We start from the raw sequence: 25110 nt of genomic DNA on the forward strand, positions 1-25110 counted from the left end.
TGTTCGCACCGGTGCGTGCCCGGGTGTCGATAGGGTGAGGTAGCGCAGGCCCCGCGGTTTACGGAGTGCTCGATGACGGATGACAACCCCTCCAACGAGGAGCAGCCACCCCGGCGTGGCTCCATGCGGTTCCAGGACGCCGAGAGCACCAAGCCGAGGGAGCCCACGCTGGCCGAACAGCGTGCCCGGCGCAAGGCCATCGCCGAGGAGGAGCAGCGCAGGGCCGAGGCGGAACAGGCGAGGGCGGAGGCCGACCGCAAGGCCGAGACCAGGCGCAAGGTGCTGATCGGCAGCGGCGTCACCGTCGGATTGGTCGGGCTCGTCGCGGGCTGGTACCTCGTGGCCGCGCCGGAGCAGGTCACGGCCGTGTGCACCACCGACGACGGCACGATCGTCGAGAACGACGACTACTGCGACGAGGACTACGTCACCAGCCACGGCGGCTACTACAGCGGCGGGTTCATGTTCCTTCCCCTGCCGGGTGGCGGCTACCAGCAGTACCGCTACAACTACGGCGGCACGGGCACGGTCGGCGGCACGGTCTCGGGCGGCTCCTACACCAAGCCGGCCAACGCCGACATCAGCACCAAGTCCGGCAAGACGGTCCAGCGCGGCGGCTTCGGCATCAGCAGCGGCGGTTTCGGCAAGAGCGGAGGCTCGTAAGTGCACAGGGAGTCCCGCCCCGCTCGGACCGACTGGAAACGCATCGTCGAGGAGCAGGGGCTGGTCTACGGCACGCCCGCGCGCTACGGCTCCGGCCAGGAACGGCCCTACTGGGACGAGTCGGTGCACTACGTGCTGCCGATGGACGAGGTCCTCTCCGTCGAGGCCGACGTGGAGCTGCTGCACTCGATGTGCCTCGAGGCCGTCGACCACGTGGTGCTGACCGAGCGCTACGCCGAGTTCGGCCTGCCGGAGTGGGTGTGGCCGCACATCGCCGAGTCGTGGAAGCGCCGCGACCCGCACGTCTACGGCCGCTTCGACCTGCGCTACGACGGCCGCAGCCCCGCCAAGCTGCTGGAGTACAACGCCGACACCCCCACGTCGCTGCTCGAGGCCGCGGTGCTGCAGTGGCATTGGAAGACCGACGTGTTCCCCGACGACGACCAGTGGAACTCCATCCACGAGCGCCTCGTCGAGCGCTGGGCCCAGATCGGCGACGCGCTGCCGTCGAAGGAGCTGCACTTCACGTGGTCGAGCGCCGACTCGACCGGTGAGGACCACATCACCACGTCGTACCTGCAGGAGACCGCCGCGGAGGCCGGGCTCGACACCGTGGGGCTGGCGATCGAGGAGATCGGCTGGGACCCGCTGCTCAAGCGGTTCGTCGACCTCGAAGAGGCGCCGATGAGCACGGTCGTGAAGCTCTACCCCTGGGAATGGGTGGTCGAGGAGGAGTTCGGCCGCTACGCGGTCGAGTCGCTGCCGCAGACGCTCTGGGTGGAGCCGCTGTGGAAGATGCTGCTCTCCAACAAGGCGATCCTCGGCCTGCTCTGGGAGAACTACCCCGGCCACCCGAACCTGCTGCCCGCGTTCAACGACCAGCCCGGCCTGCTCACCGAGTACGTCCGCAAGCCGAAGCTCGGCCGCGAGGGCGCGAACGTGCAGATCGTCGCGCCCGGCTACGAGACGCAGACGGGCGGCGTCTACGGCGCGGAGGGCTACGTCTACCAGGCGTTCGATCCGCTGCCCGACTTCGACGGCTTCCGGCCCGCGCTCGGCGCGTGGATCGTCGGCGACGAGGCCGCAGGGCTGGGCATCAGGGAGACCGCGGGGCTCGTCACCGACGACGGCGCCGCGTTCGTCCCCCACCGCATCCCCGAGTCGTGATAAACCACGCGAAACGATCAGCCAATCTGGGAGAACTTCCGTGCTTGTAGCGCTGTCCGACACGTTCGGTTCCGACCTGGCCAGGGGCATCGGCGCGATCGCGCTCTACGCGGTCGTCGGCCTGCTGCTGATGCTCCTCGGGTTCTACGCGATCGACTTCACCACGCCCGGCAAGCTGTCGGAGCTGGTGCGGCGCGGCCTGCCGAACGCGGTGATCATCACCGCCTCGGGCCTGGTGTCGATGGCGTTCATCATCGTGATCGCCATCTGGACGTCGTCCAGCGATCTCGCGGAGGGGCTGATCACCTCGCTGGTCTACGGCCTGATCGGCATCGTCGCCCAGGTCGTCGCCGTGCGCCTGCTGGAGTGGGTCACCCGCATCGACGTGCGCTCCACGGTGGAGAGCGACAAGTTCGCGCCCGCCAGCTTCGTGGTCGCGGCCGCCCACGTGGCCCTCGGTCTCGTGGTAGCCGTCGCCATCTCGTAACCACTACGGTTGACGTCGTGCGGTTACTGCGAACGCCCGAAGACCGATTCGCCGACCTGCCCGACTTCGACTACCCGGCCCTCTACGCCGACGTGGACAACCCGGTGCACGGGATCGTCCGCGTCGGCTACGTCGAGGCCGGACCGCCCGACGGACCCGTCGTGCTGCTCCTGCACGGTGAACCAAGCTGGTCGTTCCTGTACCGGAAGATGCTGCCCCTGCTGGCGGACGCGGGACTGCGGGCGATCGCGCCGGACCTCGTGGGCTTCGGCCGCTCCGACAAGCCCGCCGACCTCACCGACCACACCTACGCCAACCACGTCGAGTGGATGCGGGCGTTCGCGTTCGACGCGCTCGACCTGCGGGACGTGACGCTCGTCGGTCAGGACTGGGGCGGGCTGATCGGGTTGCGGCTGGTAGCGGAGAACCCCGGCCGCTTCGCCGGCGTCGTGGCCGCCAACACCGGGCTGCCCACCGGCGACCACGACATGCCGGCCGTGTGGTGGGCGTTCCACGACGCGGTGCAGAAGGCGCAGGTGCTCGACATCGCGCGGTTCGTGCAGTCGGGCTGCCGGACGAAGCTCACCGACGCCGAGCGCGACGCCTACGACGCCCCGTTCCCCAACGAGATGTACAAGGCGGGGCCGAGGGCCATGCCGGGGCTCGTGCCGACCAGCCCCGACGACCCGGCGACCGAGGCCAACCGGGCCGCGTGGGAGAACCTGACGAAGCTGGACCTGCCGTTCGTGTGCGCCTTCTCCGACGGCGACCCGATCACGGCGGGCATGCGGCCGATTCTGGAGCGGCGGATGCCGGGAGCCGAGGGCCGGGAGCACCCGACCATCACGGGCGCGGGCCACTTCCTCCAGGAGGACGGCGCCAACCAGCTCGCCGCCGCGGTGATCGACCTGGTGCGCAGCCGCTAGTCCCCGCCCACTCGCCTCCCGCAGTGAAGGTGGCCTTCACTGCGGTCGGGGCGGGTCGTCGTCGGCTTCGGCAGCGCGTTTGATGGCGTTCAGTCTGCGGTCCCATTCGCCTGCGAGCGAGGCCATCCAGCGCGCGGTGGCGTCGAGCGCCTGGGAACGGAGCGTGTAGCGCACCTCGCGCCCCGCCCGCGCCGACGACACAAGCCCTGCCTCCTCCAGGATCGCCAGGTGCTTGACGATCGCCTGCCGGGAGACGGGCAGGTCGGCCGCGAGCGCCGACGCGCTGGCCTGCCCTCGTGCGGCGAGTGCGTCGAGCAGCGCGCGCCGTGTGGGGTCGGCCAGCGCGCCGAGCACCGCGTCGACGCCGGTCTCGCTCATTCCTCGGTGGAGTTCTTCAGCTCGTCCAGCACCTCGTCCCACGCTCCTCCGTTGTCCTCGGCGGCGGTCAGCAGCTCATGCTCGGGCAGGGCAAGTGTGGCGAACCCGCTCTCCACCATCCGTAGCCGTGTCCCGTCGCCGTCGGCGACGAGCGTGAACTCCACGAGCGTCGAGTTGTCCGGGTTCGGCTCGGTCGACGGGAACCGGTTCGCCCACCGGTAGGAGAGGTAGCGCGGCGGGTCCACGCGCACGAACCGGTGCGGGATCGACCCGTACCCGGGGTGCTCGCCGACGACCAGCGCGCCCTCGGCGATCGCGAAGCCCGTGGGGTCGGCCTCCCCGAGCCAGAACTCCGGCGCGGTCAGGGACGCCCACACCCGGTCGACGGGCGCCGCGATCACGATCTCGCGCTCGACCCGGTCGAGCGGCACGGAGCCACCGGCCTGCACGCGCTCACGCAGCACGCCCAGCTGGGCCGCCCAGCCGCCGTCGTTGTCCTCGAACGCCTTGCGCCGGTGCGCCTCCGGCAGCGACGCGAAGCCGGTCTCCACCACGACGAGCCGTGTGCCGCCCGCCTCCTCGGTGAGCGTGAACTCCACGAGCGTCGAGTTGCCGTCCTCGGGCTCCGCTCCGGGGAACGCGCTGGCCCAGCGGTAGGCGAGGAAGTGGTGCGGCTCTGCCCGTTCGATGCGAATGGGGAAGTCGCCCCACTCCTTGCTTCGGGCGACGAACGTCTCGCCGGTGCGCGGTTCGACGTCCCTGCCCTCGTCGGCGACCCAGAAGAAGCCGGTCAGGTGCGCCCACACGCGCTCGCGCGGGGCGGCGATCAGGACGTCGCGTTCGATGCGGTCCGGGTTCATGGGAGTCCTCCCTCGTAGGTGCAACCACAGGGTTGCACGACGACCCAGGATAGTGCAACCCGTCGGTTGCAGTTGTGGGCCGACTACCCTCGTCACCGTGATTGACCCCAGGACTCTGCGCGAAGACCCGGACGTGGTGCGCGCCTCGCAGCGCGCCCGCGGCGAAGACGAGGGCACCGTCGACAAGCTGCTCTCCCTCGACGCCGAGCGCAGGTCCTCCATCGCCACCGCCGACCAGCTCCGCGCCGAGCAGAAGCAGCTCGGCAAGCAGATCGGCAAGGCGAAGGGCGACGAGCGCGAGGCCCTGCTCGCCAAGGGCAAGGAGCTGGCCGCGAAGGTCAAGGCCGCCGAGGCCGAGCAGACGCGCGCGAGCGGCGAGTTCGACGAACTGCACCGGCGCCTGCCCAACCTCGTGCTGCCCGGCGTGCCCGAGGGCGGTGAGGACGACTACGTCGTGCTCAAGCACGTCGGCACGCCGAGGGAGTTCGACTTCACCCCGCGCGACCACCTCGACCTCGGCGAGCGGCTCGGCGCGATCGACACCGAGCGCGGCGCCAAGGTGTCGGGCGCGCGGTTCTACTTCCTCACCGGCCTCGGCGCCCAGCTGCAGCTCGCGCTGCTCAACATGGCCGCCGCGCAGGCCACCGCCAACGGCTTCCAGCTCATGATCCCGCCCGTGCTCGTGCGGCCGGAGATCATGGCGGGCACCGGTTTCCTCGGCGCGCACTCGTCGGAGGTCTACCGGCTCGAGGAGGACGACCTCTACCTGGTCGGCACGTCGGAGGTGCCGCTCGCCGGCTACCACTCCGACGAGATCATCGACCTCACCAAGGGCCCGCGCCGCTACGCGGGCTGGTCGACGTGCTTCCGGCGCGAGGCGGGCTCGTACGGCAAGGACACGCGCGGCATCATCCGCGTGCACCAGTTCGACAAGATCGAGATGTTCGTCTTCTGCCGTCCCGAGGAGGCCGAGCACGAGCACGAGCGCCTGCTCGCGTGGGAAGAGGAGATGCTCGCCAAGATCGAGGTGCCGTACCGGGTGATCGACACCGCGGCCGGTGACCTCGGCACGAGCGCCGCGCGCAAGTACGACTGCGAGGCGTGGGTGCCCACCCAGCAGACCTACCGGGAGCTGACCTCCACGTCGAACTGCACGACGTTCCAGGCGAGGCGGCTCGGCGTGCGCTACCGCGACGCGAACGGCCGCCCGCAGACCGCTGCCACGCTCAACGGCACGCTCGCCACCACGCGGTGGATGGTGGCGATCCTGGAGAACCACCAGCTCGAGGACGGTTCGGTGCGGGTGCCCGAGGCGCTGCGGCCGTTCCTAGGCGGCAGGGACGTCCTCGTCCCGCCCGGCGAATAGCCTGCCGGGGGCGGCGAACCCGGTGACCCTGGCGGCGCGCAGCGCTGCCCACATGGTCACCTGGTTCGCCGTCAGCACCGGGATGCCGAGGTGGCGCTCCAGCGGCTCGATCAGGTCGTAGGTCGGCACGTTGGTGCAGCTGACGAACAGCGCGTCGGCACCGGTCGGATCCACTCCGGCCACCGCCCGCAGAACGTCCGAATAGGACATCTTCCAGATGTCGCCGAGCAGGCCGAGCCCGAAGCTCGCGCACGTCGAGTAGCCGAACTCGGCGAGGTAGTCGAGCAGTCGCCCGGTCACATCGTCCACATAGGGCGTGATCACGGCGACCTTGCGCACGCGCAGTTGCTCCAGTGCCGCGACGAGCGCGCCGGAGGTGGTGACGGCCGAGGGAGCGCCCGCGTCGAGCATCGCCGCGACGAGCGCGGCCTCACCCGCCGCACCGTCGACGAAGCTGCCCGAGGTGCACGCGTAGGCCACGGCCCTGGGCTCCGGCGCCAGTACATCCCTGGTCGCCCTGCGGACTCCGTGCGGGTTGCCGAGCGCGGAGGCGAGCTGCACGGTCACCGGCTCCGGCAGGTACGGCAGGCGCGTGGTGTGCAGGCCGACGTGGTCGGGAAGCCAGCGCCACAGCTCCCGGTCCAGCGCGAAGTCGAACGGGGCCACCAGCCCGATCCCCGTCGGTTCCGGCAGCCGGGCCACCTCGGATTCCTCGATCACGGACCCAAGGTAGGTTCCGCGCGCGGGCGCGAAGGCCGCCTGTGGCGAAGCTTCACCGGCGGGAAATGCGATGTAACCCGCACGCCGCGAACGGCTTGATTACGCTGACACGCGTTAATCGGGCGGCAACAAAGCCGCGGTCGAACGGGGGAACCGATCTTGCGTGCGAAGGCCCTGGTCCTGCTGGCGGCGGGGGTCCTGCTCAGCTCGTGTGCCACGACGGTCGGCGGGACGGCGCAGCCCCTGGCGAACCCGCCGACGAGCGAGGACAAGGCCGCGGCAGGGGAGCCGTGCTCGCTGCTGACACCGGAGGAGTCGACCGCGCTGGGCCTGGTGGAGGAGGGCGAGTTCACGCCGGGCGAGCCCGCCCAGCTGATGCCGCCGTCGTGCACCTGGGCTCAGGCCGATCCGATGTCCGATCTGGACTCGCTGACGGCCGGCTTCGAGACGGCGATCCCGCTGGTCGACTACATGGACGGCGTCGAGCCGGAGCGCACGCTGGAGATCGGCGGGCTGGAGTGGGGCCACTACCCGGACCCGGTCACCGGCGGCTCGGTGTGCCTGCTCGCGACGGAGATCTCCGAGACCTCCTTCGTGGTGCTGAGCACCAGCGACTTCAGCGACGAGTCCAAGGCGTGCGTGATGGCCGAGGCCGCCGCGCCGTACGTGTCGGCGCACCTGCCGGGCGGCGAGCCCGCACCCGAGCCGACGCCCTCGCGGGAGCCGGAGCCGAGCCCGCTCGCCTCGGTGGACGCGTGCACGCTGCTCAAGCCCGAGCAGGCCGAGCAGCTCGGTTTCAGCGGGGCGGCCGAGCCGCTGGACGGCTCCGAACAGGACGGCATCCCGCCGGGATGTCAGTGGCAGGACACCGACGGCGAGCAGGGCGTCAAGGCGCTCGACCTGTACGCGGGCGACCGGCCCGCACAGGAGTGGCCGTACGCCGACCAGCAGGGCGAGTCCATCGAGGCGGGCGGCAGGACGTGGACCCTTTTCCCCGGTCCCGGCGGCATGGAGGTCAACTGCCAGGCGACGCTCAGCTTCACCGAGACGTCGTCGGTGATGCTCACCAGCGGCAACCTCGACGATCCGAAGAAGGCGTGCGACCAGGTGCGGGCGGCGATTCCGCTGGTCACGGGCAACCTCCCGGCGAGCTGACGGTGCTGATCCGCCGCGAGACCCCCGCCGACGTCGACGCCATCCGGGCCGTGCACGTTGCCGCGTTCGCCCCGACGACCGAAGGGGACGCCGAGCCGGTGGAGGCAGGGCTGGTCGACGCGCTGCGGGCGTCCACCGAGTGGCTGCCGTCGCTGTCGCTGGTCGCGACCGATGACGGCGAGGTGATCGGGCACGTCGTGTGCACGAGGGCGTGGGTCGCGGGGCGCCCCGCGCTCGGCCTCGGACCACTCGGCGTGCTGCCAGGGCATCAGGCGAAGGGCGCCGGGTCGGCGTTGATGCACGCCGTGCTCGGTGCGGCCGACGCGCTGGGCGAGCCGCTCGTGGCGCTGCTCGGCCACACCGGCTACTACCCGCGCTTCGGCTTCCGCCCTGGCACCGAGCTCGGCGTGCGTGCTCCCGACCCGGCGTGGGGCGCGCACTTCCAGGTCCGCCCGCTCGGTGCCTACGACCCCACGCTGCGCGGCGAGTTTCGCTACGCCAAGCCCTTCCGCGACCTATAACCCGACCCGACCGACCGCAGTGAAGGCCACCTTGCCTGCGTTCAACGCAGGCAAGGTGGCCTTCACTGCATGTAGCTAGGCGGCCACGTGGTCGCTCGCCGGCTCCGGTTTGGCGGAGGTCGGGGGGACGTGGCGCAGCAGCACGGCCGCGAACAGCGCGACCCCGGCGAGGATGAGGGCGCCGATGATCGACGTGGTGTGCATGCCCGAGACGAACGCCTGGTGCGCGGTGTCCACCAGCCGCGCGCCCTCTTCGCCGGGCAGCTGCCCCGCGACGGCGACCGCGCCGCCGAGGGTGTCCTGCGCCGCGTCGGCCACCTCCGGCGGCAGGCCCTGCGGCGCGGTGTCCGCGAACTCCGCGCGGTAGGCCGCCACGCCCACGCTCCCCAGCACGGCGAGCCCGAGCGCACCGCCGAACTCCGTGCCCGTCTCCGACATCGCCGACGCGCTGCCCGCCCGCTCCGGTGGCGCGCTCGCCACCACGAGATCCGTCGCCAGCGCGGCCACGGAGCCGACACCCGCCGCGATCAGCCCGGCGCCGAGCACGATCGTCGCGAGCCCCGACTCCACGCCGGTCTGGGTCACCAGCGCGAACCCGCCCGCGGCCACCAGCAGACCCACGGGGATGATCACGCCTGGCCGGACGAAGCGCACGAGCACGGCGGCGAGCGTCGTGCCGATGATCATGCCGCCGAAGCTCGGGGCGGTCCACAGCGCGGCCTCCAGCGGCCGCATGCCGAGCACCACCTGGAGGTACTGCGCCGCCACCATGCTGAGCCCCATCACGGAGAAGATCGCGAACAGCGCGGTGACGATCGCCGCGCCGAACTCCTTGCGCTGGAACAGGCTCACGTCGATCATCGGGTGCTCGATCCGCCGCTGCCGCAGCACGAACAGCACGCCGACGAGCAGACCGGCCACAATGGACACCGCGGCGACCCAGTCGGCACCGTGCTCGGCGATGCGCTTGACCCCGTTGATCACCGGCAGCACGGTCGCCAGCGACAGCACCGCGCTCAGCAGGTCGAACTTCCCCGGCTGGTGGTGCCGGTACTCGGGCAGCAGGATCGGCCCCAGCACGAGCAGCAGCACCATCGCGGGCACGTTGATGAGGAACACCGAGCCCCACCAGAAATGCTCGAGCAGGAAGCCGCCCAGGATCGGACCGAGCACGCCGCCGCCAGCGAAACCGGCCGTCCACAGTGAGATCGCCAGCGTCCGCTGCTTGGCGTCGTGGAACATGTTGCGGATCAGGGACAGAGTGGACGGTGCCAGGGTCGCGCCGCCGACGCCGAGGAGCGCGCGGGCGGCGATCAACAGCTCCGGGTTGGGCGCGTAGGCCGACAGCACCGACGCCGAGCCGAACGCGAGCGCGCCGATCAGCAGCAGCCTGCGGCGCCCGATCCGGTCGCCGAGCGAACCCATCGTGATGAGCAGCCCGGCGAGCAGGAAGCCGTAGATGTCGACGATCCACAGCTGTTGCGCACTGGTCGGTTCGAGGTCGGCCGACAGGAACGGCAGTGCGAAGAACAGCACCGACAGGTCCATCGACACCAGCAGGCTCGGTAGCAGCAGCACCCCGAGGCCGAGCCACTCGCGGGCACCCGCTTTCGCGGAGATCTCCTTCATGCCGCCAGCGTGCGGACCCTCGCTGACCGTTCCCGCACCGAACGCTGACGGTGAGCAAGGGAGCTTTGCTCTCGTTTTACGGCAGTAAAGCTCCCTTGCTCACCCGGACCTGGGTCAGGGAGCGGGCGGGGCCAGCCCCGCGAGCCTCAGCGCGTCGTCCTTGGTCAGCGCCTCGCCCTCGGCGTACGCGGCCGCGTAGGCGGCCTCCCCGAGCACCGCGCTCGCACCCGCCGCCACCCGCGCCACGTCGGGATCGCCCACCATCGCGGTGCCGCGCACGGCCGCTCCCGCGCCGAGCAGCCTGGCCGCCGCCTCGGCCTCGCCGTCCAGGAGCGCGACCCCCGCGAGCCCCTCGATCGCCAGCGCCGTCACCAGCAGGTCGGCGCGGCCGAGACCGGAGAGCGCGGCCTCGCGGTAGCGGTCGCGCGCACCCTCGCCGTCGCCCTTCACCTCGGCGATCCGGCCCAGCGTCACGGTCACGTAGGCCCGCACCTCGTCGTAGCCGAACAGGCCGCTCGGGCACTCCGCCAGCGCCTGCTCGCCGAAGTGTTCGGCCTTCACCAGGTCGCCGGAAAGCCGCGCCACGTCACCGAGCCCGCGCCACGCCGACGCTGTGATCTCGCGCGTGCCGAGCCTGCGGCCCAGCAGCGCCGCGTCGGTGAAGTCCGCCTCGGCCGACTCCAGCGAGCCCGCCCGCAACCGCGCCTCCGCCCGCAGGCACAGCATCTCGCCGCGGTCCTCCAGCGCGTCGAGCTGACCGGCCAGCTCCAACGCCTCGCCGAACAGCCGCACCGCCTCCTCGTGCTCGCCCTGCCACCCGGTGAGCCTGGCGAGCTCGTTGAGCACGAGCGCCTGACCCCAGCGCTCGCCGAGCGCGCCGAACTGCTCCCGCGCCGTCGCGAAGTCGCGCCGGGCCTGCTCGGCCTGTCCCGAGTAGAGCAGCAGCATGCCCCAGCCGAACCGGTCGAGCGCCTGGCTCCAGCCGTCGGCGGAGCGGAAGATACTCAGCCGCAGCTTGTGGTCGATGGTGTCCTGGTGCGGGATGCCGTTCGCCGCGCCCCATAGCACCAGCAGAAACGGATGTCTCGGCGGCTTGCCGATCTGGTCGAAGGTGGCGAAGACCGCCTGCTGGTGTTCGGCAAGGCCCGGAGCACCTGGGTCGTCGAACGCGGCCGCGAACACGCACAGCGCGTACTCCTCGGCCAGCCCGGCGGGCGACCCCGGTTCGAGCACGCCGAGCAGCTCGCCCGCCAGCGCCGTCGCCTCGGCCCGCCGCCCCCGCAGCCAGAAGTACGGCAGCAGTTCGGCGAGCAGCCGCAGTGCCGTGGCGGTGTCGGCGCGGGTGGTCCAGCGCACCGCGGCGTGCAGGTCGTCGTGCTCGTCGTCCAGCCTGCGCAGCCACCCCAGCTGCGCCGCGGTCAGCAGGTGCCTGCCCGCCTCGGCGGCCAAGGCGAGGAAGTAGGTCGCGTGCGCATGGTGCAGGCGGTCCCGCTCGCCGGCCTCGGCCAGCCGCTCGGCGCCGAACGCGCGCACCGTCTCCAGCATGCGGTAGCGCCCGTCGGCGCCCAGTTCCACCAGTGACTTCTCGGCGAGGCTGCTCAGCACCTCGGGCACCTCGGCGGGATCCAGGCCGCACACCTGTTCAACGGCCTCGATCGTCGCCGCGCCGGAGAAGACCGTCAGCCGCCGGGCCAGCGCCCGTTCCTCGTCGTCGAGCAGGTCCCAGCTCCACTCCACCACCGCGCGCAACGTGCGGTGCCGGGGCGCCGCCGCCCTGCTGCCCCGCGACAGCAGGCGGAACCGGTCGTCCAGCCGCGCCGCGACCTCCTCGACCGGCAGCGACCGCACCCGCGCCGCCGCCAGCTCGATCGCCAGCGGCAGGCCGTCGAGCGCGCGGCAGATGTGCACCACGGCGCCCGCCCGCTCGGCGTCGACGGCGAAGCCGGGGGAGACCGCCGCCGCCCGCTCGGCGAACAGCCGCACCGCCGGGTACCCGAGCGCGTCGGCGGCCGCTGCGTCCGGCGGCGGCAACGCCAGCTGCGGCACCGGGCACAGCGTCTCTCCCGTGATGCCGAGCGCCTCCCTGCTCGTGGCGAGTATCCGCAGGTCCGGGCAGCCCCGGAGCAGCTCACCGGCGAGCCCCGCGGCCGCCTCGACCAGGTGCTCGCAGTTGTCGAGCACGAGCAGCAGCTCCCGCTCGGCCAGCGCGTTGACCAGCCGCTCGGCGGCCGGGCTGCTGCCACGCAGGCGCGTCGCGATCGCGGCCTGGCGCAGACCGAGCGCGTCGAGCACGGCCTGCGCGGGGTCGTCACCGTCGTCGAGCGGAGCCAGCTCGACGAAGCAGACCTCGCCCCGGTAGGCGCGGGCCGCCTCGATCGCGAGCCGCGTCTTGCCGGTTCCGCCGGGGCCGGTGAGGGTGACCAGCCGCGAGTCGCCGAACAGGCCGGTGAGCCGGTCGAGCTCCGCCGTGCGGCCGACGAAGCTCGTGAACGGCTCTGGCACCCCGATCCGCCTCGGCAGCGGGGGCTGCTCGGCGCGCAACACGGCGAGGTGCGCCTGTGCCAGCTCCGGAGAGGGGTCGACGCCGAGCTCGTCGGCGAGGTGACGGCGGGCGTCGTCGAACGCGGCGAGCGCCTCCGGCCGCCTGCCCGCGGCGTGCAGCGCGTGCACGAGCAGCACCCGCAGCCGTTCCCGCAGCGGGTGCTCGGCCACGAGCCCGCGCAGCTCGGTCACCAGCGGCGCGGGATCGCCCAGCGCCAGCTCGGCCTCGATCCGATCCTCCACGGCGGTCAGCCGCAGCTCGGCGAGGCGCGCGGCCGGTCCCTCGGCAAGCAGGGGCAGGTCGGCGAACACCGGGCCCCGCCACAACGCGAGCGCCTCACGCAGCAGCTTCCCGGCGGCGGCGTGCTCGTCGGCGGCGAGCGCGGCGCCGCCCTCGCGCGCCAGCCGCTCGAACCTCGCCGCGTCCACGTCGTCGGGCTCCACCGCGAGGCGGTAGCCGCCGGGGTGGCGTTCGACCAGGCCGGGCAGCGCCTGCCGCAGGCGGGAGACCTGCGACTGCAGCGCGTTGGCGGTGTTCGGGGGCGGCGACTCGCCGTAGATGCCGTCGACCAGCCGCTCCGTGCCGACCACGCGGCCGGGGTCGAGCAGCAGCAGGCCCAGCAGGGCACGGACCTTCGGGCCGCCGACCGGGACCGGGACAGCACCGGGACCACGCACGTCGAGCGGACCCAGGATGCCGAAGCGCATACGCCGAGTATCCCGCTTTACGCGCCGAGTTCGTCCCGGACGACCTCGATGATCGTGTCCAGCTCGGTGTCGGTGAGCTCGGCGTGCACGGGCAGGGCCAGCGCCTCCTCGGTGACCTGCGACGCGACACGGAAGTCGCGAGGGGACACCGAGGGCACCAGCCCCGCGTAGCGGTCGTGGTCGAAGACGAGGCGGGGATGGCAGACGGCGTTGGCGATGCCCCGCCCGGTGAGCGCCTCGGCCAGCTCGTCGCGCGAGAGCATCGCGTGCGGACCGATCAGCACGGTGTAGCGCTGCCAGACGTGCTCCCTGCCGGGCAGCCGCTTCGGCACGTCGAGGCCGGGGGTGCCGCGGAGGCCGTCGGTGAGCCGTTCGGCGTTGCGCTGCCGGGCGTCGGTGCGTGTCGTGTGCCGCATCAGTCTGCCGAGGCACACCGCCGCGGACAGCTCCGACAGCGTCGCGTGCCGTGCCTCGTCCCGCACGCGACCGGCCAGCTCGGCGTCGTCGGTGGTCACCACACCGCAGTCGGTCGCGGAGAAGCAGGCGAGCCCGGACGAGCCCGCCGGGCTGCCGGTGGCCTGCCCCGCGTCCTCGACCAGGCGTACCCCGGCCTCGGCCGCCAGCGCCCCGTGCTTGCCGAGGTCGGCGGGCTGGCCGAAGAGGTGCGCGGGCAGCAGCACCCGCGTCCGGCGCGTGATCCGGCAGCCCGCCTCGTCGGGGTCGAGCGCGAAGTCGTCGCGGGCGATGTCGGCGAAGCCCGCGCGGGCACCGGCCTCGATGATCGCGTCGAGCGTCGCCACGGAGGTCAACGGTGACGTCAGCACCTCGTCGCCGGGCCGGAGATCGAGTGCCCCCAGGGTCGCGACCAGCGCCGCGAAGCCGCTCTGCACGGCGACGGCGTGCCGGGTGCCCGTCACAGCGGCGAAGTCCCGCTCGAACCGCTCCACCATCGGACCCCGGGAAATCCGACCCGATCGGAGTACCTCTGCCACGAACGGCTCGGCCTCACGGAGGTCGATCACGGAGAGCGGGATCATGCGGTGCTTCTTCTTTCTCCGGTGCGGGGACGGGTAAGGTGATCGCCCGGCCATGAAAGCAGCAACTCGGTCATGGGCCAACGGAAGAGTTGCCGTGGCAAACCGGATTCACCCGACCGCGCTCCTCTCCCGCGGCGCGGCGCACGGAGGTGTTGTGACCAGCCTGCTGGGCGCTGGCGCCCGACTCGTCGATGTCGCCGGCGACCGTTCACTGACCGGTCCCGAGCTCCTCGCCGAGGTGGCTCGTGTCGGCGAGGAGCTCGCCGCGTTGCCGGAGGGAGCGGTGTTCTCCCGCACGGCGGTCGACCTCGACAGCGTCCTGCGCTACCTCGGCGCGTTCGAGTCGGGGCGGGCCGTCGCACTGCTCGACCCCGTGCTCGACGGCGCGGCGCTCGGCCGGTACGTCTCCCGCTTCCGCCCCGCCGCGGTGCTCTCGGCTCCCGACGAACCGCCGCCACGCGGCTACACCGCCCGCGACGGGCACTGGGTGCGCGACGCACGCGACTGCGTCGCGCCGCACCCGGACCTGGCCGTGCTGCTGTCCACCAGCGGCACGACGGGGGAGCCGAAGTTCGTGCGCCTGTCGAGGTCCGCGCTGCTCGCCAACGCCGAGGCGATCGCGGCCACGCTGGGCATCGAGTGCACCGACGTCGCGCCGACGAGCCTGCCGCTGCACTACAGCTTCGGCCTCTCTGTGCTGAACTCCCACCTGGTGCGCGGGGCGACGGTGGTGATCGAGCCGTCCGGCGTCTTCCGCAAGCCCTTCTGGAACGCGGTGTCCGAGCACCGGGTCACGTCACTGGCCGGCGTGCCCTACCACTACGAGCGCCTGCGGAGCATGGACTTCGACCCGGCGCCGTACCCGAGCCTGCGCACCCTGACCCAGGCGGGCGGCAAGCTGCGGACCGAGCTGGTGACCCACTTCCACGATGCGATGCGCGCCGTGGACGGCAGGCTCTTCGTGATGTACGGGCAGACCGAGGCGGGCCCGCGCATGTCGACCGTTCCGCCGGAACTGCTGCCCGAGAAGCTCGGCTCGGCGGGGCAGGCGCTGGAGGGCGGCTCCTTCAGCGTCCGCCGCGACGACGGCGAGGAAACCACGCACCCGAAGATCGTCGGCGAGGTCGTCTACCGGGGACCCAACGTGATGATGGGCTACGCGGGCACCGAGGCCGAGCTCGCCCACGGCGACGAGAACGGCGGCGTGCTGGCCACGGGCGACCTCGGCTACCTCGACGAGGACCGGTTCCTGTTCATCACCGGCAGGCTCAAACGGATCGGCAAGGTCTTCGGCAACCGCGTCAACCTCGACGACCTGGAGCAGGCCGTGCGCGGGACGGGCGCCGGGATCGAGGTGGTCGCCGCGGTCGCCGCCGACGACAAGATCGTGCTGTTCGCGGAGGGCGCCGCGAGCGGAACGTGCCAGGACGTGTCGAGGGCGCTGGCCGACCTGATGCACCTGCACGCCAGCGGGTTCGACGTCCGCCCCATCGACCACATGCCGGTGCTGGCGAGCGGCAAGATCGACTACGCGGTGCTGGAGAGCGGCCTCTGACACCCCGGCGAGCCCTGCGGCGCGCACGGGGTTAGCTTTGCCCGAAGTGTCCAAAGGCTGGGGCTGGGGGTGCTCGGGGTGGTCGCCGTCGCTGCAGGTCTCTGGCTCGCGCTCGGGATCTTCGTCGTCGCGGGCTGGAGCCGCGTCAACACCGACCGGGCGTGGCGGGCGGCCGCGCTCCTGCTCACCCTCGCGTTCGCGCTAGTGCACCAGCTGCTGTTCGCGACGGTCGCCGAGGACGCCTACCTGACGTTTCGCTACGCCCGCAACGTCGCCGACGGCTACGGCCCCGTGTTCAACCCCGGCGAGCGCGTCGAGGGCTACTCCAACTTCCTGTGGATGGTGCTGATCGCGCTGCCGAGGGCGATGTTCGGCGTCGACGTCGAACCGGCCGCGCCTGTGCTCGGCATCGCGTGCGCACTCGGCTGCGTGCTCGCCGCGTACTTCCTGGTCAACCGCATCATGCGCCTCGCGCAGCCCGACGGGCCCGGCCTGCCCGCGCTGGGCGTGGCCGCCGCCGTGGTGACCGCGGGTGCCAGCTCGCTCGCCGGCTACGGGCCCTCCGGGCTGGAGACACCGCTGTTCCTGCTGCTCACGCTGTGCGTGGTGCACGCACTCGCCGCGGGCCGTCCCGTGGTCGCCGGGGTGCTCGTCGCACTGACGGTGATGACAAGGCCCGAGGGACTGGTCGTCGCCGTGCTCGCCGGGGTGTGGCTGCTGGTGACCGCCCTGCGCAGCGGCACGACGAAGTGGGCGCCCGCGGGGTACGCCCTGGGGGCGCTCGTGCTGCTCGTGCCGTGGACCGCGTGGCGCGTCACCTACTACGGGCACCTGCTGCCCAACTCGCTCGTCGCGTCCTCCGGCGGTTCGGTCGGCTCGATGCTGCGGCGCGGATGGGACTACCTCGCCGGGTTCGCCCTCGTCTACCAGGTGTTCCTGCTGCTGACGGCCGCCGCGATCGCGTTCCTGCTCAGCCGCAGGAGCTTCCCGAGGGCGCGCTCGCTGGCGTGGCTGGTGCTGGCGATCGCCGTGGCGCTCGCGGGCTACGCCGTCGCGGTCGGCGGGGACCGGCTGCCCTCATGGCGCCTGCTCGCACCCGTGCCGCCGCTGCTGACGGTGTTCGCGGCCGCCGCGTACGGCCTGTTCCTCGTCTCCCGCCCCGCCACCACGCCGTCGCCGCAGCCGAGGACCGAGCGGCTCACCGCGCGGCGCACCGTTCCCGTCGTGGCGCTCGCCGTGTGCGGGCTCTCGCTCGTGGTCAGCACCACGCATCCGGGGATGGTGCGTGCCATGCACGACTGGCGTGCCTCGATCCGGCAGCTCGCCGAGACCGGCACCTGGCTCGGCGAGCGGCTCCCGCCGGGCACCGTGGTCAGCACCTACGCCAACGGCGCGTTGTCCTACCGCGCCGGACCTCGGCTCGTGGTGGTGGACGTGCTGGGACTGACCGACGAGCACATCGCGCGCCAGGGCGAGCGCATTCAGGCGGCCGGCATCGGCGGGCAGGTCGCCAGCGACTACGACTACGTGGTGAACGTCCGGATGCCCTCGGTGGCCGTCGACACGGCGGAGGGCTACACCGACCGGCAGCACTGCGGCATCAACCCGGCCTACGCGGGGCTCTACGAGGTGGCCACCTTCCGTAGGGAGGGCGAGCGGAAATGGATCTCGCTGTACGTCCGGCGCCCGCAGGCCGAGGTACTCGTGCCCCTGCTCGACGCCGACCCGCGCTACACGTACGTCCGCTGCGGCTAGAACCAGCGCTCGAGGACCTGCGCCACGCCGTCCTCAGAGTTCGGCGCGGTGACCTCGTCGGCGGCCTCAAGCACCACGGGATGCGCGTTGGCCATCGCGACGCCGTGACCGGCCCAGCGCAGCATCTCGATGTCGTTGGGCATGTCGCCGAACGCGATGGTGCCGTCCGAGTCGGCCCGCAGCCGCTGCGCGACCTCAGCGAGCCCGGTGGCCTTGGTGATCCCGTGCGCGGCCAGCTCGATCAGCCCGCCGCCGGAGGAGAAGGTGACGTCAACGGTGCCGTCGAGCACGGACCTGGCGGCCTCGGCCATCGCGTCCGAGGTCATCTTCGAGTGGCTGACCAGCAGTTTCACCGCCGCGTGCCCGAGCACCTCGGCCCTGGGCACGACCGCGCCCTCGCCGTCGCCCCACGGGTTGCGGTAGTCGGTCTCGATCACGAAGTTCTTCATGTCGCGGTCGACCGCGTGCGTGCCGACGCGCTCGGCGGCGAGCCGGCAGCCGGGGATCGCACGGTCGAGTGCGTCGGCGACGTCGCTCAGCAGCACCGGGTCGAGCAGTCCGTGCACGTCGAGCACCCGGTCGGCGCCGATGTCGTAGAGGATCGCGCCGTTCGCGCACACGGCGTAGCCGGTGAGCCCGGCCTGCTCGGCGACCTGCGGGATCCACCTCGGCGGGCGCCCCGTGACGAGGACGACCGGCACCCCGTCGCCGACCGCCCTGCCGACCACGTCCACCGTGCGGTCGCTGAGGTGGGTGGCATTCGAGAGCAGGGTGCCGTCGACGTCGGAAGCGATCAACCGGGGTCTCTCCACACCTCCAGTTTCCCAGAGGGATGCCCGTGCACCCGCGTGTCGTACCCCACCGCTAGCGTGTGCTGGCGTGCGCGTTGGCATTGTGATTCTTCCCGAGGACCGGTGGTGGGCCGCCGAGCCCAAGTGGCGGGCGGCCGAGGAGTACGGCTTCGACCACGCTTGGACCTACGACCATCTCGGCTGGAGAACGCTCGTCGACGGCCCCTGGTTCAGTGCCGTGCCCACGCTCAGCGCCGCCGCGATGGTCACGTCCCGTATCCGGCTGGGCACGTTCGTCGCGTCGCCGAACTTCCGTCATCCTGTGCCCTTCATGCGTGAGCTGATCACCCTCGACGACCTCTCCGACGGCCGGTTCCTGCTCGGCATCGGCGCGGGCGGCATCGGCTACGACACACAGGTCCTTGGCGAGCCGGAGCTGACCGTCCGCCAGCGGGCCGACCGGTTCATCGAGTTCACCGAGGCGCTCGACGGGCTCCTGCGCACCGACGGCTACGACCACGACGGCGCGTTCTACGCCGCGAAGGGCGCACGCAACCTGCCAGGCCCGGTCCAGCGGCCGCGCCCGCCGTTCCTCGTCGCCGCGAACGGTCCCCGCATGATGGAGCTCGCCGCCCGGCTGGGTGACGGCTGGGTCACCACCGGCAAGGGCGGCGACACGCTGGACGAGTGGTGGCACGGGGTCGGCGAGCTGACCTCGCGGTTCGAGGAGGCGCTCCAACTGCACGGACGCGACGGCGCCCAGGTCGACCGCTACCTGAGCCTCGACGCCGCCCCGGTGTTCTCGCTGTCCAGCAAGGAGGCCTTCGCCGACGCGGCGGGCAGGGCGAAGGAACTGGGCTTCACCGACATCGTCGTGCACTGGCCGCGCAGCGGCACCCCGTACCAGGGCAGGGAGACCGTCCTGGAGGAGGTTGTCGACGAACTGCTCCCCGGGTTGCAGGGGCACTAGCCCGAACGGGTGAGTCTCGTTAGGCCGGGAACCGATCGCGGGCCGGCTACGTCGGTCCTGTCGCATGGCGCGGGATGGGCAACCCGGGGGTGCCGGGATGCGCAGGCCCTCGTGCGGCGGGCACGCGCGGACTCGGGGCAGGTCCGCGGGGGCCGAAGGAGCCTCGCCGCACGAGGGCCGTGGCGCGCCGGTAGCCTTTTCGCCCGTGAGCGCGCACACGAACCCCGCAGAGATCACCGAAGGCGAGTTCGCCGGATACGACCTCATCGTGGTCGGCTCCGGGTTCTTCGGCCTGACCGTGGCGGAACGGGCCGCCAGCCAGCTCGACAAGCGCGTCCTCGTGCTCGAGCGCAGGCACCACATCGGAGGCAACGCATACTCCGAGCCCGAGCCGGAGACCGGCATCGAGGTGCACAGCTACGGCGCGCACCTGTTCCACACCTCCAACAAGCGCGTGTGGGACTACGTCAACCAGTTCACCGACTTCACCGGCTACCAGCACCGGGTGTTCGGCAAGTACCAGGGGCAGGTCTACCCCTTGCCGATGAACCTCGGGCTGATCAACCAGTTCTTCGGCAAGTCCCACTCGCCCGACGAGGCCCGCGCGCTTATCGCGCGGCAGGCCAGCGAGATCGAGACCAAGGACGCGCAGAACTTCGAGGAGAAGGCCATCTCGCTGATCGGCCGTCCCCTCTACGAGGCGTTCTTCCGCGGCTACACCGCCAAGCAGTGGCAGACCGACCCGAAGGAGCTGCCCGCGGGCAACATCACCAGGCTCCCGGTCCGCTACAACTTCAACAACCGGTACTTCAACGACACCTACGAGGGCCTTCCGGTCGACGGCTACACCGCGTGGCTCGAGCGCATGGCCGACCACCGGAACATCGAGGTCCGCCTCAACGTCGACTACTTCGAGGTGCGGGACCGCATCCCGGCGGGCACGCCGACCGTCTACACCGGCCCGCTCGACCGCTACTTCGACTACTCGGAGGGCCGCCTCGGCTGGCGCACGCTCGACTTCGAGCAGGAAGTACTGCGCGACTGCGGTGATTTCCAAGGCACGTCGGTCATGAACTACAACGACGAGGACGTGCCCTACACCCGGATCCACGAGTTCCGGCACTTCCACCCCGAGCGGGACTACCCGGCCGACAAGACGGTCATCGTGCGGGAGTACTCGCGGTTCGCCAAGGACGACGACGAGCCGTACTACCCGATCAACACCTCCGAGGACCGCGCGAAGCTCGAGCGCTACCGCGAGCTCGCCGCCGCCGAGGCCAAGGAGCGCAACGTGCTCTTCGGCGGCAGGCTCGGCACGTACAAGTACCTCGACATGCACATGGCGATCGGCTCGGCGCTGTCGATGTTCGACAACAAGATCGCCCCCCACCTGACCGACGGCGCACCACTGGACGGGGCGATCGATGCTTGAGAAGGATCCTGCCAAGGGCAAGCCCGTCGAGATCCCGCCCGCGACGGGTGAGATCGCGGTGCTGGCGGGCGTGCAGAAGGCCATCGCCCGCCCGGCGACCGTGAAGGCCGCGCGCGGCCTCTCCCACTTCGGGGAGCACAGCGCGGGCTGGTTCGCGCTGGGCCTGCTGGGCGCGGCCGTGGACAAGTCGCACCGCAAGGACTGGCTCGCCGCCTCGGCGGGCGTCGTGGGCGCACACGCCGCCTCGATCGCGGTCAAGCGGGTCGTCCGCAGGAAGCGTCCGGACCACCCGAGCGTCGAGGTCGGGGTGGGTACGCCCAGCAAGCTGAGCTTCCCGTCGTCGCACGCGACGTCCACGACGGCGGCGGCGGTGCTCTACTCAGGATTGACGGGGCGTAACCTCGTGCCCGCACTCGTGCCACCGATGCTGGCCTCGCGGCTCGTGCTCGGTGTGCACTACCCGACCGACGTGCTCGCCGGCGCGGCCCTTGGTGGCGCCGTCGGTGGCATCCTGCGCCGCAAGCTGAACTCACGGAAGCGGAAACCACGATGAGTGAGACGACCGAGCGTGCCGAAGTGAGCACCGAAGCCCCCGCAGGCAAGAAGGGTCCCATCGGGACAGTCTTCGGCGTGGTCAAGACCGCGCGCCCCCGGCAGTGGGTCAAGAACGTCCTCGTTCTGGCCGCGCCGTTCACGGCGGGGGAGATCGCCAACCTCAGTGTGCTGTTCGAGGCGCTGATCGCCTTCGTGGCGTTCTCGCTCGTGGCGTCCTCGGTCTACCTCATCAACGACGCGGTTGACGTCGAGGCCGACCGCGCCCACCCGACCAAGCGCAATCGGCCGATCGCGGCCGGGATCGTGCCGATCCCGGTGGCTTACGTCTCCGCCGTCGGGTTCTTCGCGGCGGGCTGCGCGATCAGCCTCATCGCCGACTGGCGGCTGCTCGTCGTGCTGGTGATCTACGAGGCCATCCAGCTCGGCTACTGCTTCGGCCTGAAGCACCAGCCGGTGGTGGACCTGGCGATCGTCGGCTCCGGCTTCCTGATGCGACTCATCGCGGGCGGTGTCGCCACCGGCATCGCGCTGTCGCAGTGGTTCCTGCTGGTCACGGCGTTCGGCTCGCTGTTCATGGTCGCGGGCAAGCGGTACGCCGAGATCATGCTTTTCGAGCGCACGGGAGCGAAGATCCGCTCGTCGCTGAAGAAGTACTCGGCGAGCTACCTGCGGTTCGTGTGGGCGACGTCCGCGGCGATCCTGATCATGTCGTACTCGCTCTGGGCGTTCGAGCAGCAGCAGCGCATGGACGGCACGGTGTGGAGCGTCATCTCGATGGTGCCGTTCGTGATCGCCGTGCTGCGCTACGCGGTGGACGTCGACGGCGGCAACGCGGGGGAGCCGGAGGAGATCGCCCTGCGCGACCGTGTCCTCCAGGTCCTCGGCGCCTCCTGGGTGATCACCCTGGTCTTCTCGTACTACCTCTGAGCCCCTGCTGATCGGCCCCCAAGGCCACCTTCGGTGCGTTGAGCGCAACAAAGGTGGCCTTGGGGGCCGTTTCTATTGCTCCATGTGGGTGGTGGTGACTCCACGGATCGGCACCGCGTAGTCCAGGCGGAAGATGCTCACCGGCTCGAAGAGCTTGTCGCCCTCCAGATAGGTCGGCACCGGGGTCTGCCTCGCCAGCTGCAGCAGCGGCGCGTGCGGCCCGCCCGCACCGGCCGACAGTGACACCCCGGCGAGCCAGCGGATGCTCGGCCCCGATGCGAAGCGGTACCGCACCGGCTCGGAGAGCCCGTTCGCCACCGACGACGGCACGCGGCACGGCAGCACGAACGCGTCCACCCAGTCCAGGATCACCGGCTCCGACACGGGCACCAGCTCGGCCACCGGCACCACCTTCGGCAGCCTCGGAGCACCGACCGCGATCCAGCCCTCGCCGTCGGCCCGGTCGGTCGCGACGATCCGCACCTGCGCTGCGTCGCCGGGTTCGAGCCGCGCGTCCCGCCAGGCGCCGTCCTTGTCCAGGCCGAGGCCGTGTTCGCGCAGCACGGTGCCGTGCTCGTCGGCGAACTCCACCTTCGCCGAAACCTCACCCTGGCCGCCGATCGGCACCACCAGCGGTGGCAGGTCCGCCGCACCGGCGCCCTCCGGCAGCCGGTACCAGTCCGTGGTGACCGTTCCGGCGGCGCCGCCGCTGCCCCACACCGGCGCCTCGGAGGTTCCGTAGGGCGCCACGGGCGCCACCTCGGCGGGGAAGCCCCCGTTCACGACGAAGCCGTCTGTTGACGCGGGCGCCCCGCCGCTCGGCAGCAGGCCGGCCCTCAGGTCGGGTTCCACCCGCAGCCAGTCCTCCACCCCGCAGCCGCCGCCGGACAACGACGCGAGGTTCGACCGGCCGATCGTGTAGGTGTCCCAGCGCGGCACCATCGCGTACGCCATCGTCGCCACCTCGACCACGACCGTGCCCATCGCCACGACCACCACCAACCAGCCCGGCTGGCGCAGCAGGCGCCACGCGCCGAACAGGCCGGCGACGGCGATCACGAGGCCGAGGACCAGTACCGCGTCGGCCGCGTCGATGTTGCGCAGCCCGGGCTCGACCATCGCCCACTTGACGTTGAGGCTCGACACGTACCACCAGCGCGACGGCGCCGAGAGCGCCAGCACCACCGCACCCGTGAACACGGCCATGACCAGCGACTTCTCCCACGAACGCCGCAGCGCACCCCGCGTGATGGTGTAGACGGTCACCGCGATCACGAGCGTGCCCAGCCCGGCCAGCGCGCCGAAGTGGTGCGTCCACTTCGTCGGCGTGAACGCCAGCGCCACCAGGTACAGCGCGCTACCCGCGAGCAGCCGCCGCGAGGGACCCGCGGCGAGGCCGGGAAGGCGCCGGAAGGCCAGCAGCGCCGCGAGCACGAGCATCGAGGCGAACATCAGCAGCACCGGCATCCTGCGGTTGAGCGCGCCCTCCACCTGCGTGCTGTCGAACAGCGTCTCGTAGCGCGTGAGCTCGTCGGTGACGCCGTAGCTCGGACCGATCTCCGTGCGCACCTCGGTGGCGTGCAGCACGGCCGAGAGCGACTGGTCGTAGAACATCAGCAGCAGCGCGCTCGCGCCCGTGCCCAGCAGCACCGCGACGACGAGCCCCCAGTGCCCGCGCACGAGCCGCACGATCGGGGGCAGGGCCGCCAGGAACGGCATGAACGCCGCCACCCCGGTGGGGGTCACGGCCACGGTCGCGCCCGCGACGACGACGCCCAGCGCGAGCGGCGTGAACGCACGCGTCGCGATCGCCCGCTCCACCAGCGCGAACACCACCAGTGAGCCGAACACGATCCACGGCTCTGGCCGCACGCCGACGTCGTAGGGCAGGTACCAGACGAGGAACAGGGCGGCGCTCGCCCAGCGCAGCAGCAGCCGGGGGCCCGCGGTGAACCTGCGCAGCAGCACGCGGTCGATCAGCAGCCACGAGGCGAAGCCGAGCAGCACCGACGGCAGCCGCAGGAACCATCCGCTCGCGGTGAGCTCGGCCAGCGGCCGGTACAGCTCGTAGAACCAGCCGAACGGGGCCTCCGGCGCGTTGAACCAGCGGAAGTAGTTGCCGACGTAGCCGGTGTCGGCCTCGGACTTGAGCATCGTGACGATGTAGCCGTCGTCGACGGTCAGCGCGCCGATGACCGCCCAGACCAGCAGCGTCGCCGCGACGGCTCCGTCCGCGAGCGTCGGCCGCCACCAGCGCTCCGGCAGCACCCGCACCCGCCGCGTTCTCGGCGCCTCCCAGCGGTGGAGCAGCACGAGCATCGCCACGAGGCTCGCCACCGACAGGACGCCCGCGATGATCTTCAACGCGCTCGGGTCCGTCTGGTACCGGGTGTCCGGAACGACCGTCGCGCGCAGGTCGGTGCTCCCACTCAGGTCCGTGAACAGCCCGTTCACGGCAGGCGGCTGCCCGCTCCGACCCACCTCGGTGCCGTCCACCAGGACGCGTGTGCCATCCGCGCCGGAGTGCAGCGCCCACTCACAGTCGGCGCTCCTCGCCTGCCGGGCCAGCTCCTCGTCGCCCAGGCTCACCACGACGGAGCCGCCCTCCGCCCGCACCGTCAGCCCGGCCGGGCTGGGCTGCTCGCCCGCCACGCCCTCCGGCGGCGTCGTGGACAGCACGAGCCCGTCCCCGAGCGCGGCGGCGTCGGCGCAGGTGAACGTCACGTCGAGCCGCTCGGGCTCGTAGGGGAAGAGCGGCAGCGCCGTGCTCTCGGTCTCCTGCGCCGACGGCCATTCGTAGGTCGTCACGTCCTGGTTGACCGGTGCCAGCACGAAGAGCACAGCGGTCAGCGCCGAGAGGAGTCCGAGGCCGGCGATCGTCCAGCGGTGAGAGGACACCGTTGAACCCTAGGGAAGACGACCTTGCTCGCGCGCACCCACCTTGGCCGCGGGTCAACCCACTCGCGG

The 25110-nt window shown here is 71.7% G+C and carries 21 protein-coding genes; 13 read left to right on the top strand and 8 right to left on the bottom strand.

Annotation, left to right across the window (positions count from 1 at the left end):
* Positions 1-72: 72 nt before the first annotated feature.
* From BA062_RS02820 to BA062_RS02835, 4 genes are read left to right on the top strand one after another with little or no spacing between them, the layout of a single operon-like run.
* Complete coding sequence (locus BA062_RS02820) at positions 73-663, top strand: hypothetical protein (RefSeq protein ID WP_110334456.1); 591 nt, start codon at positions 73-75, stop codon at positions 661-663.
* Positions 664-1830 (top strand): glutathionylspermidine synthase family protein, encoded by a 1167-nt coding sequence (locus tag BA062_RS02825; protein ID WP_110334457.1) that lies wholly within the window; start codon positions 664-666, stop codon positions 1828-1830.
* A gap of 40 nt (positions 1831-1870) precedes the next feature.
* On the top strand, positions 1871-2317 hold the full coding sequence (locus BA062_RS02830; protein ID WP_110334458.1) for a DUF350 domain-containing protein: 447 nt from the start codon (positions 1871-1873) through the stop codon (positions 2315-2317).
* A gap of 17 nt (positions 2318-2334) precedes the next feature.
* On the top strand, positions 2335-3243 hold the full coding sequence (locus BA062_RS02835; RefSeq protein WP_110334459.1) for a haloalkane dehalogenase: 909 nt from the start codon (positions 2335-2337) through the stop codon (positions 3241-3243).
* Positions 3244-3279: 36 nt separating this feature from the next.
* Here BA062_RS02835 and BA062_RS02840 read toward each other — a convergent pair whose 3' ends face one another.
* Positions 3280-3621: an ArsR/SmtB family transcription factor gene (locus tag BA062_RS02840; RefSeq protein ID WP_110334460.1), complete on the bottom strand. Its 342-nt coding sequence runs from the start codon at positions 3619-3621 to the stop codon at positions 3280-3282.
* Positions 3618-4481: an SRPBCC domain-containing protein gene (locus tag BA062_RS40435; protein ID WP_245959651.1), complete on the bottom strand. Its 864-nt coding sequence runs from the start codon at positions 4479-4481 to the stop codon at positions 3618-3620. The genes BA062_RS02840 and BA062_RS40435 overlap by 4 nt, the downstream gene beginning before the upstream one ends.
* A 97-nt stretch (positions 4482-4578) precedes the next feature.
* Here BA062_RS40435 and serS point away from each other — a divergent pair, with 97 nt between their 5' ends.
* The gene (gene serS, locus BA062_RS02855) at positions 4579-5847 is read left to right on the top strand and encodes a serine--tRNA ligase (protein WP_110334461.1); all 1269 of its coding nucleotides are present in this window, start codon (positions 4579-4581) and stop codon (positions 5845-5847) included.
* Here the strand turns inward: serS and BA062_RS02860 are convergent.
* On the bottom strand, positions 5809-6567 hold the full coding sequence (locus BA062_RS02860) for a maleate cis-trans isomerase family protein (protein ID WP_110334462.1): 759 nt from the start codon (positions 6565-6567) through the stop codon (positions 5809-5811). The two genes, serS and BA062_RS02860, sit on opposite strands and share 39 nt — an antisense overlap.
* 159 nt (positions 6568-6726) lie before the next feature.
* Here BA062_RS02860 and BA062_RS02865 point away from each other — a divergent pair, with 159 nt between their 5' ends.
* On the top strand, positions 6727-7722 hold the full coding sequence (locus BA062_RS02865) for a DUF3558 family protein (RefSeq protein WP_245959652.1): 996 nt from the start codon (positions 6727-6729) through the stop codon (positions 7720-7722).
* Between the two features lie 2 nt (positions 7723-7724).
* On the top strand, positions 7725-8243 hold the full coding sequence (locus tag BA062_RS02870; protein ID WP_110334464.1) for a GNAT family N-acetyltransferase: 519 nt from the start codon (positions 7725-7727) through the stop codon (positions 8241-8243).
* Between the two features lie 75 nt (positions 8244-8318).
* On the opposite strand, the gene BA062_RS02875 is transcribed toward BA062_RS02870, so the two are convergent.
* From BA062_RS02875 to BA062_RS02885, 3 genes are all read right to left on the bottom strand, one after another.
* Positions 8319-9872, bottom strand: coding sequence for an MFS transporter (locus tag BA062_RS02875; protein WP_110334465.1), 1554 nt, complete (start codon positions 9870-9872; stop codon positions 8319-8321).
* A 114-nt stretch (positions 9873-9986) separates the two neighbouring features.
* Positions 9987-13121 (bottom strand): AfsR/SARP family transcriptional regulator, encoded by a 3135-nt coding sequence (locus tag BA062_RS02880; protein ID WP_110334466.1) that lies wholly within the window; start codon positions 13119-13121, stop codon positions 9987-9989.
* A 17-nt stretch (positions 13122-13138) separates the two neighbouring features.
* A complete protein-coding gene (locus tag BA062_RS02885) occupies positions 13139-14158 on the bottom strand; it encodes a DegT/DnrJ/EryC1/StrS family aminotransferase (RefSeq protein ID WP_110334467.1) in 1020 nt (339 codons plus the stop codon).
* A 154-nt stretch (positions 14159-14312) separates the two neighbouring features.
* Between BA062_RS02885 and BA062_RS02890 the strand changes: the two genes are divergently transcribed.
* Together BA062_RS02890 and BA062_RS02895 are read left to right on the top strand one after the other, a co-directional pair.
* Positions 14313-15713 carry an AMP-binding protein gene (locus BA062_RS02890; protein WP_245959653.1) on the top strand — a complete coding sequence of 467 codons (1401 nt, stop codon included), beginning with the start codon at positions 14313-14315 and terminating at the stop codon, positions 15711-15713.
* Between the two features lie 78 nt (positions 15714-15791).
* A complete protein-coding gene (locus BA062_RS02895; RefSeq protein WP_110334984.1) occupies positions 15792-17468 on the top strand; it encodes a hypothetical protein in 1677 nt (558 codons plus the stop codon).
* On the opposite strand, the gene BA062_RS02900 is transcribed toward BA062_RS02895, so the two are convergent.
* Positions 17465-18280 carry an HAD family hydrolase gene (locus tag BA062_RS02900; RefSeq protein ID WP_110334469.1) on the bottom strand — a complete coding sequence of 272 codons (816 nt, stop codon included), beginning with the start codon at positions 18278-18280 and terminating at the stop codon, positions 17465-17467. The genes BA062_RS02895 and BA062_RS02900 overlap by 4 nt on opposite strands.
* A 67-nt stretch (positions 18281-18347) precedes the next feature.
* Between BA062_RS02900 and BA062_RS02905 the strand changes: the two genes are divergently transcribed.
* The 4 genes from BA062_RS02905 (at position 18348) to BA062_RS02920 (ending at position 22143) form a co-directional block, all read left to right on the top strand.
* Positions 18348-19229, top strand: coding sequence for an LLM class flavin-dependent oxidoreductase (locus BA062_RS02905; protein WP_110334470.1), 882 nt, complete (start codon positions 18348-18350; stop codon positions 19227-19229).
* A 205-nt stretch (positions 19230-19434) separates the two neighbouring features.
* Entirely contained in the window at positions 19435-20661 is a 1227-nt protein-coding gene (glf, locus tag BA062_RS02910) for a UDP-galactopyranose mutase (protein WP_210406742.1), read from the top strand.
* Positions 20654-21214, top strand: coding sequence for a phosphatase PAP2 family protein (locus tag BA062_RS02915; protein ID WP_110334472.1), 561 nt, complete (start codon positions 20654-20656; stop codon positions 21212-21214). Before glf ends, BA062_RS02915 begins: the two co-directional genes overlap by 8 nt.
* Positions 21211-22143 carry a decaprenyl-phosphate phosphoribosyltransferase gene (locus tag BA062_RS02920; protein WP_110334473.1) on the top strand — a complete coding sequence of 311 codons (933 nt, stop codon included), beginning with the start codon at positions 21211-21213 and terminating at the stop codon, positions 22141-22143. The genes BA062_RS02915 and BA062_RS02920 overlap by 4 nt, the downstream gene beginning before the upstream one ends.
* A gap of 72 nt (positions 22144-22215) precedes the next feature.
* Here the strand turns inward: BA062_RS02920 and BA062_RS02925 are convergent, their stop codons facing one another.
* The gene (locus tag BA062_RS02925) at positions 22216-25041 is read right to left on the bottom strand and encodes an arabinosyltransferase domain-containing protein (RefSeq protein ID WP_110334474.1); all 2826 of its coding nucleotides are present in this window, start codon (positions 25039-25041) and stop codon (positions 22216-22218) included.
* Positions 25042-25110: the final 69 nt, after the last annotated feature.

Origin of the sequence: Prauserella flavalba (genome assembly GCF_003202235.1) — a bacterium.
In the GTDB taxonomy this organism is placed as follows: Bacteria; Actinomycetota; Actinomycetes; order Mycobacteriales; family Pseudonocardiaceae; genus Prauserella_A; species Prauserella_A flavalba.

Coding starts and splice junctions, on each gene's coding strand:
- BA062_RS02820 (WP_110334456.1), top strand. CDS start 73: ATGACGGATGACAACCCCTCCAACGAGGAGCAGCCACCCCGGCGTGGC.
- BA062_RS02840 (WP_110334460.1), bottom strand. CDS start 3,621: ATGAGCGAGACCGGCGTCGACGCGGTGCTCGGCGCGCTGGCCGACCCC.
- BA062_RS40435 (WP_245959651.1), bottom strand. CDS start 4,481: ATGAACCCGGACCGCATCGAACGCGACGTCCTGATCGCCGCCCCGCGC.
- BA062_RS02875 (WP_110334465.1), bottom strand. CDS start 9,872: ATGAAGGAGATCTCCGCGAAAGCGGGTGCCCGCGAGTGGCTCGGCCTC.
- BA062_RS02880 (WP_110334466.1), bottom strand. CDS start 13,121: ATGCGCTTCGGCATCCTGGGTCCGCTCGACGTGCGTGGTCCCGGTGCT.
- BA062_RS02885 (WP_110334467.1), bottom strand. CDS start 14,158: ATGATCCCGCTCTCCGTGATCGACCTCCGTGAGGCCGAGCCGTTCGTG.
- BA062_RS02915 (WP_110334472.1), top strand. CDS start 20,654: ATGCTTGAGAAGGATCCTGCCAAGGGCAAGCCCGTCGAGATCCCGCCC.
- BA062_RS02920 (WP_110334473.1), top strand. CDS start 21,211: ATGAGTGAGACGACCGAGCGTGCCGAAGTGAGCACCGAAGCCCCCGCA.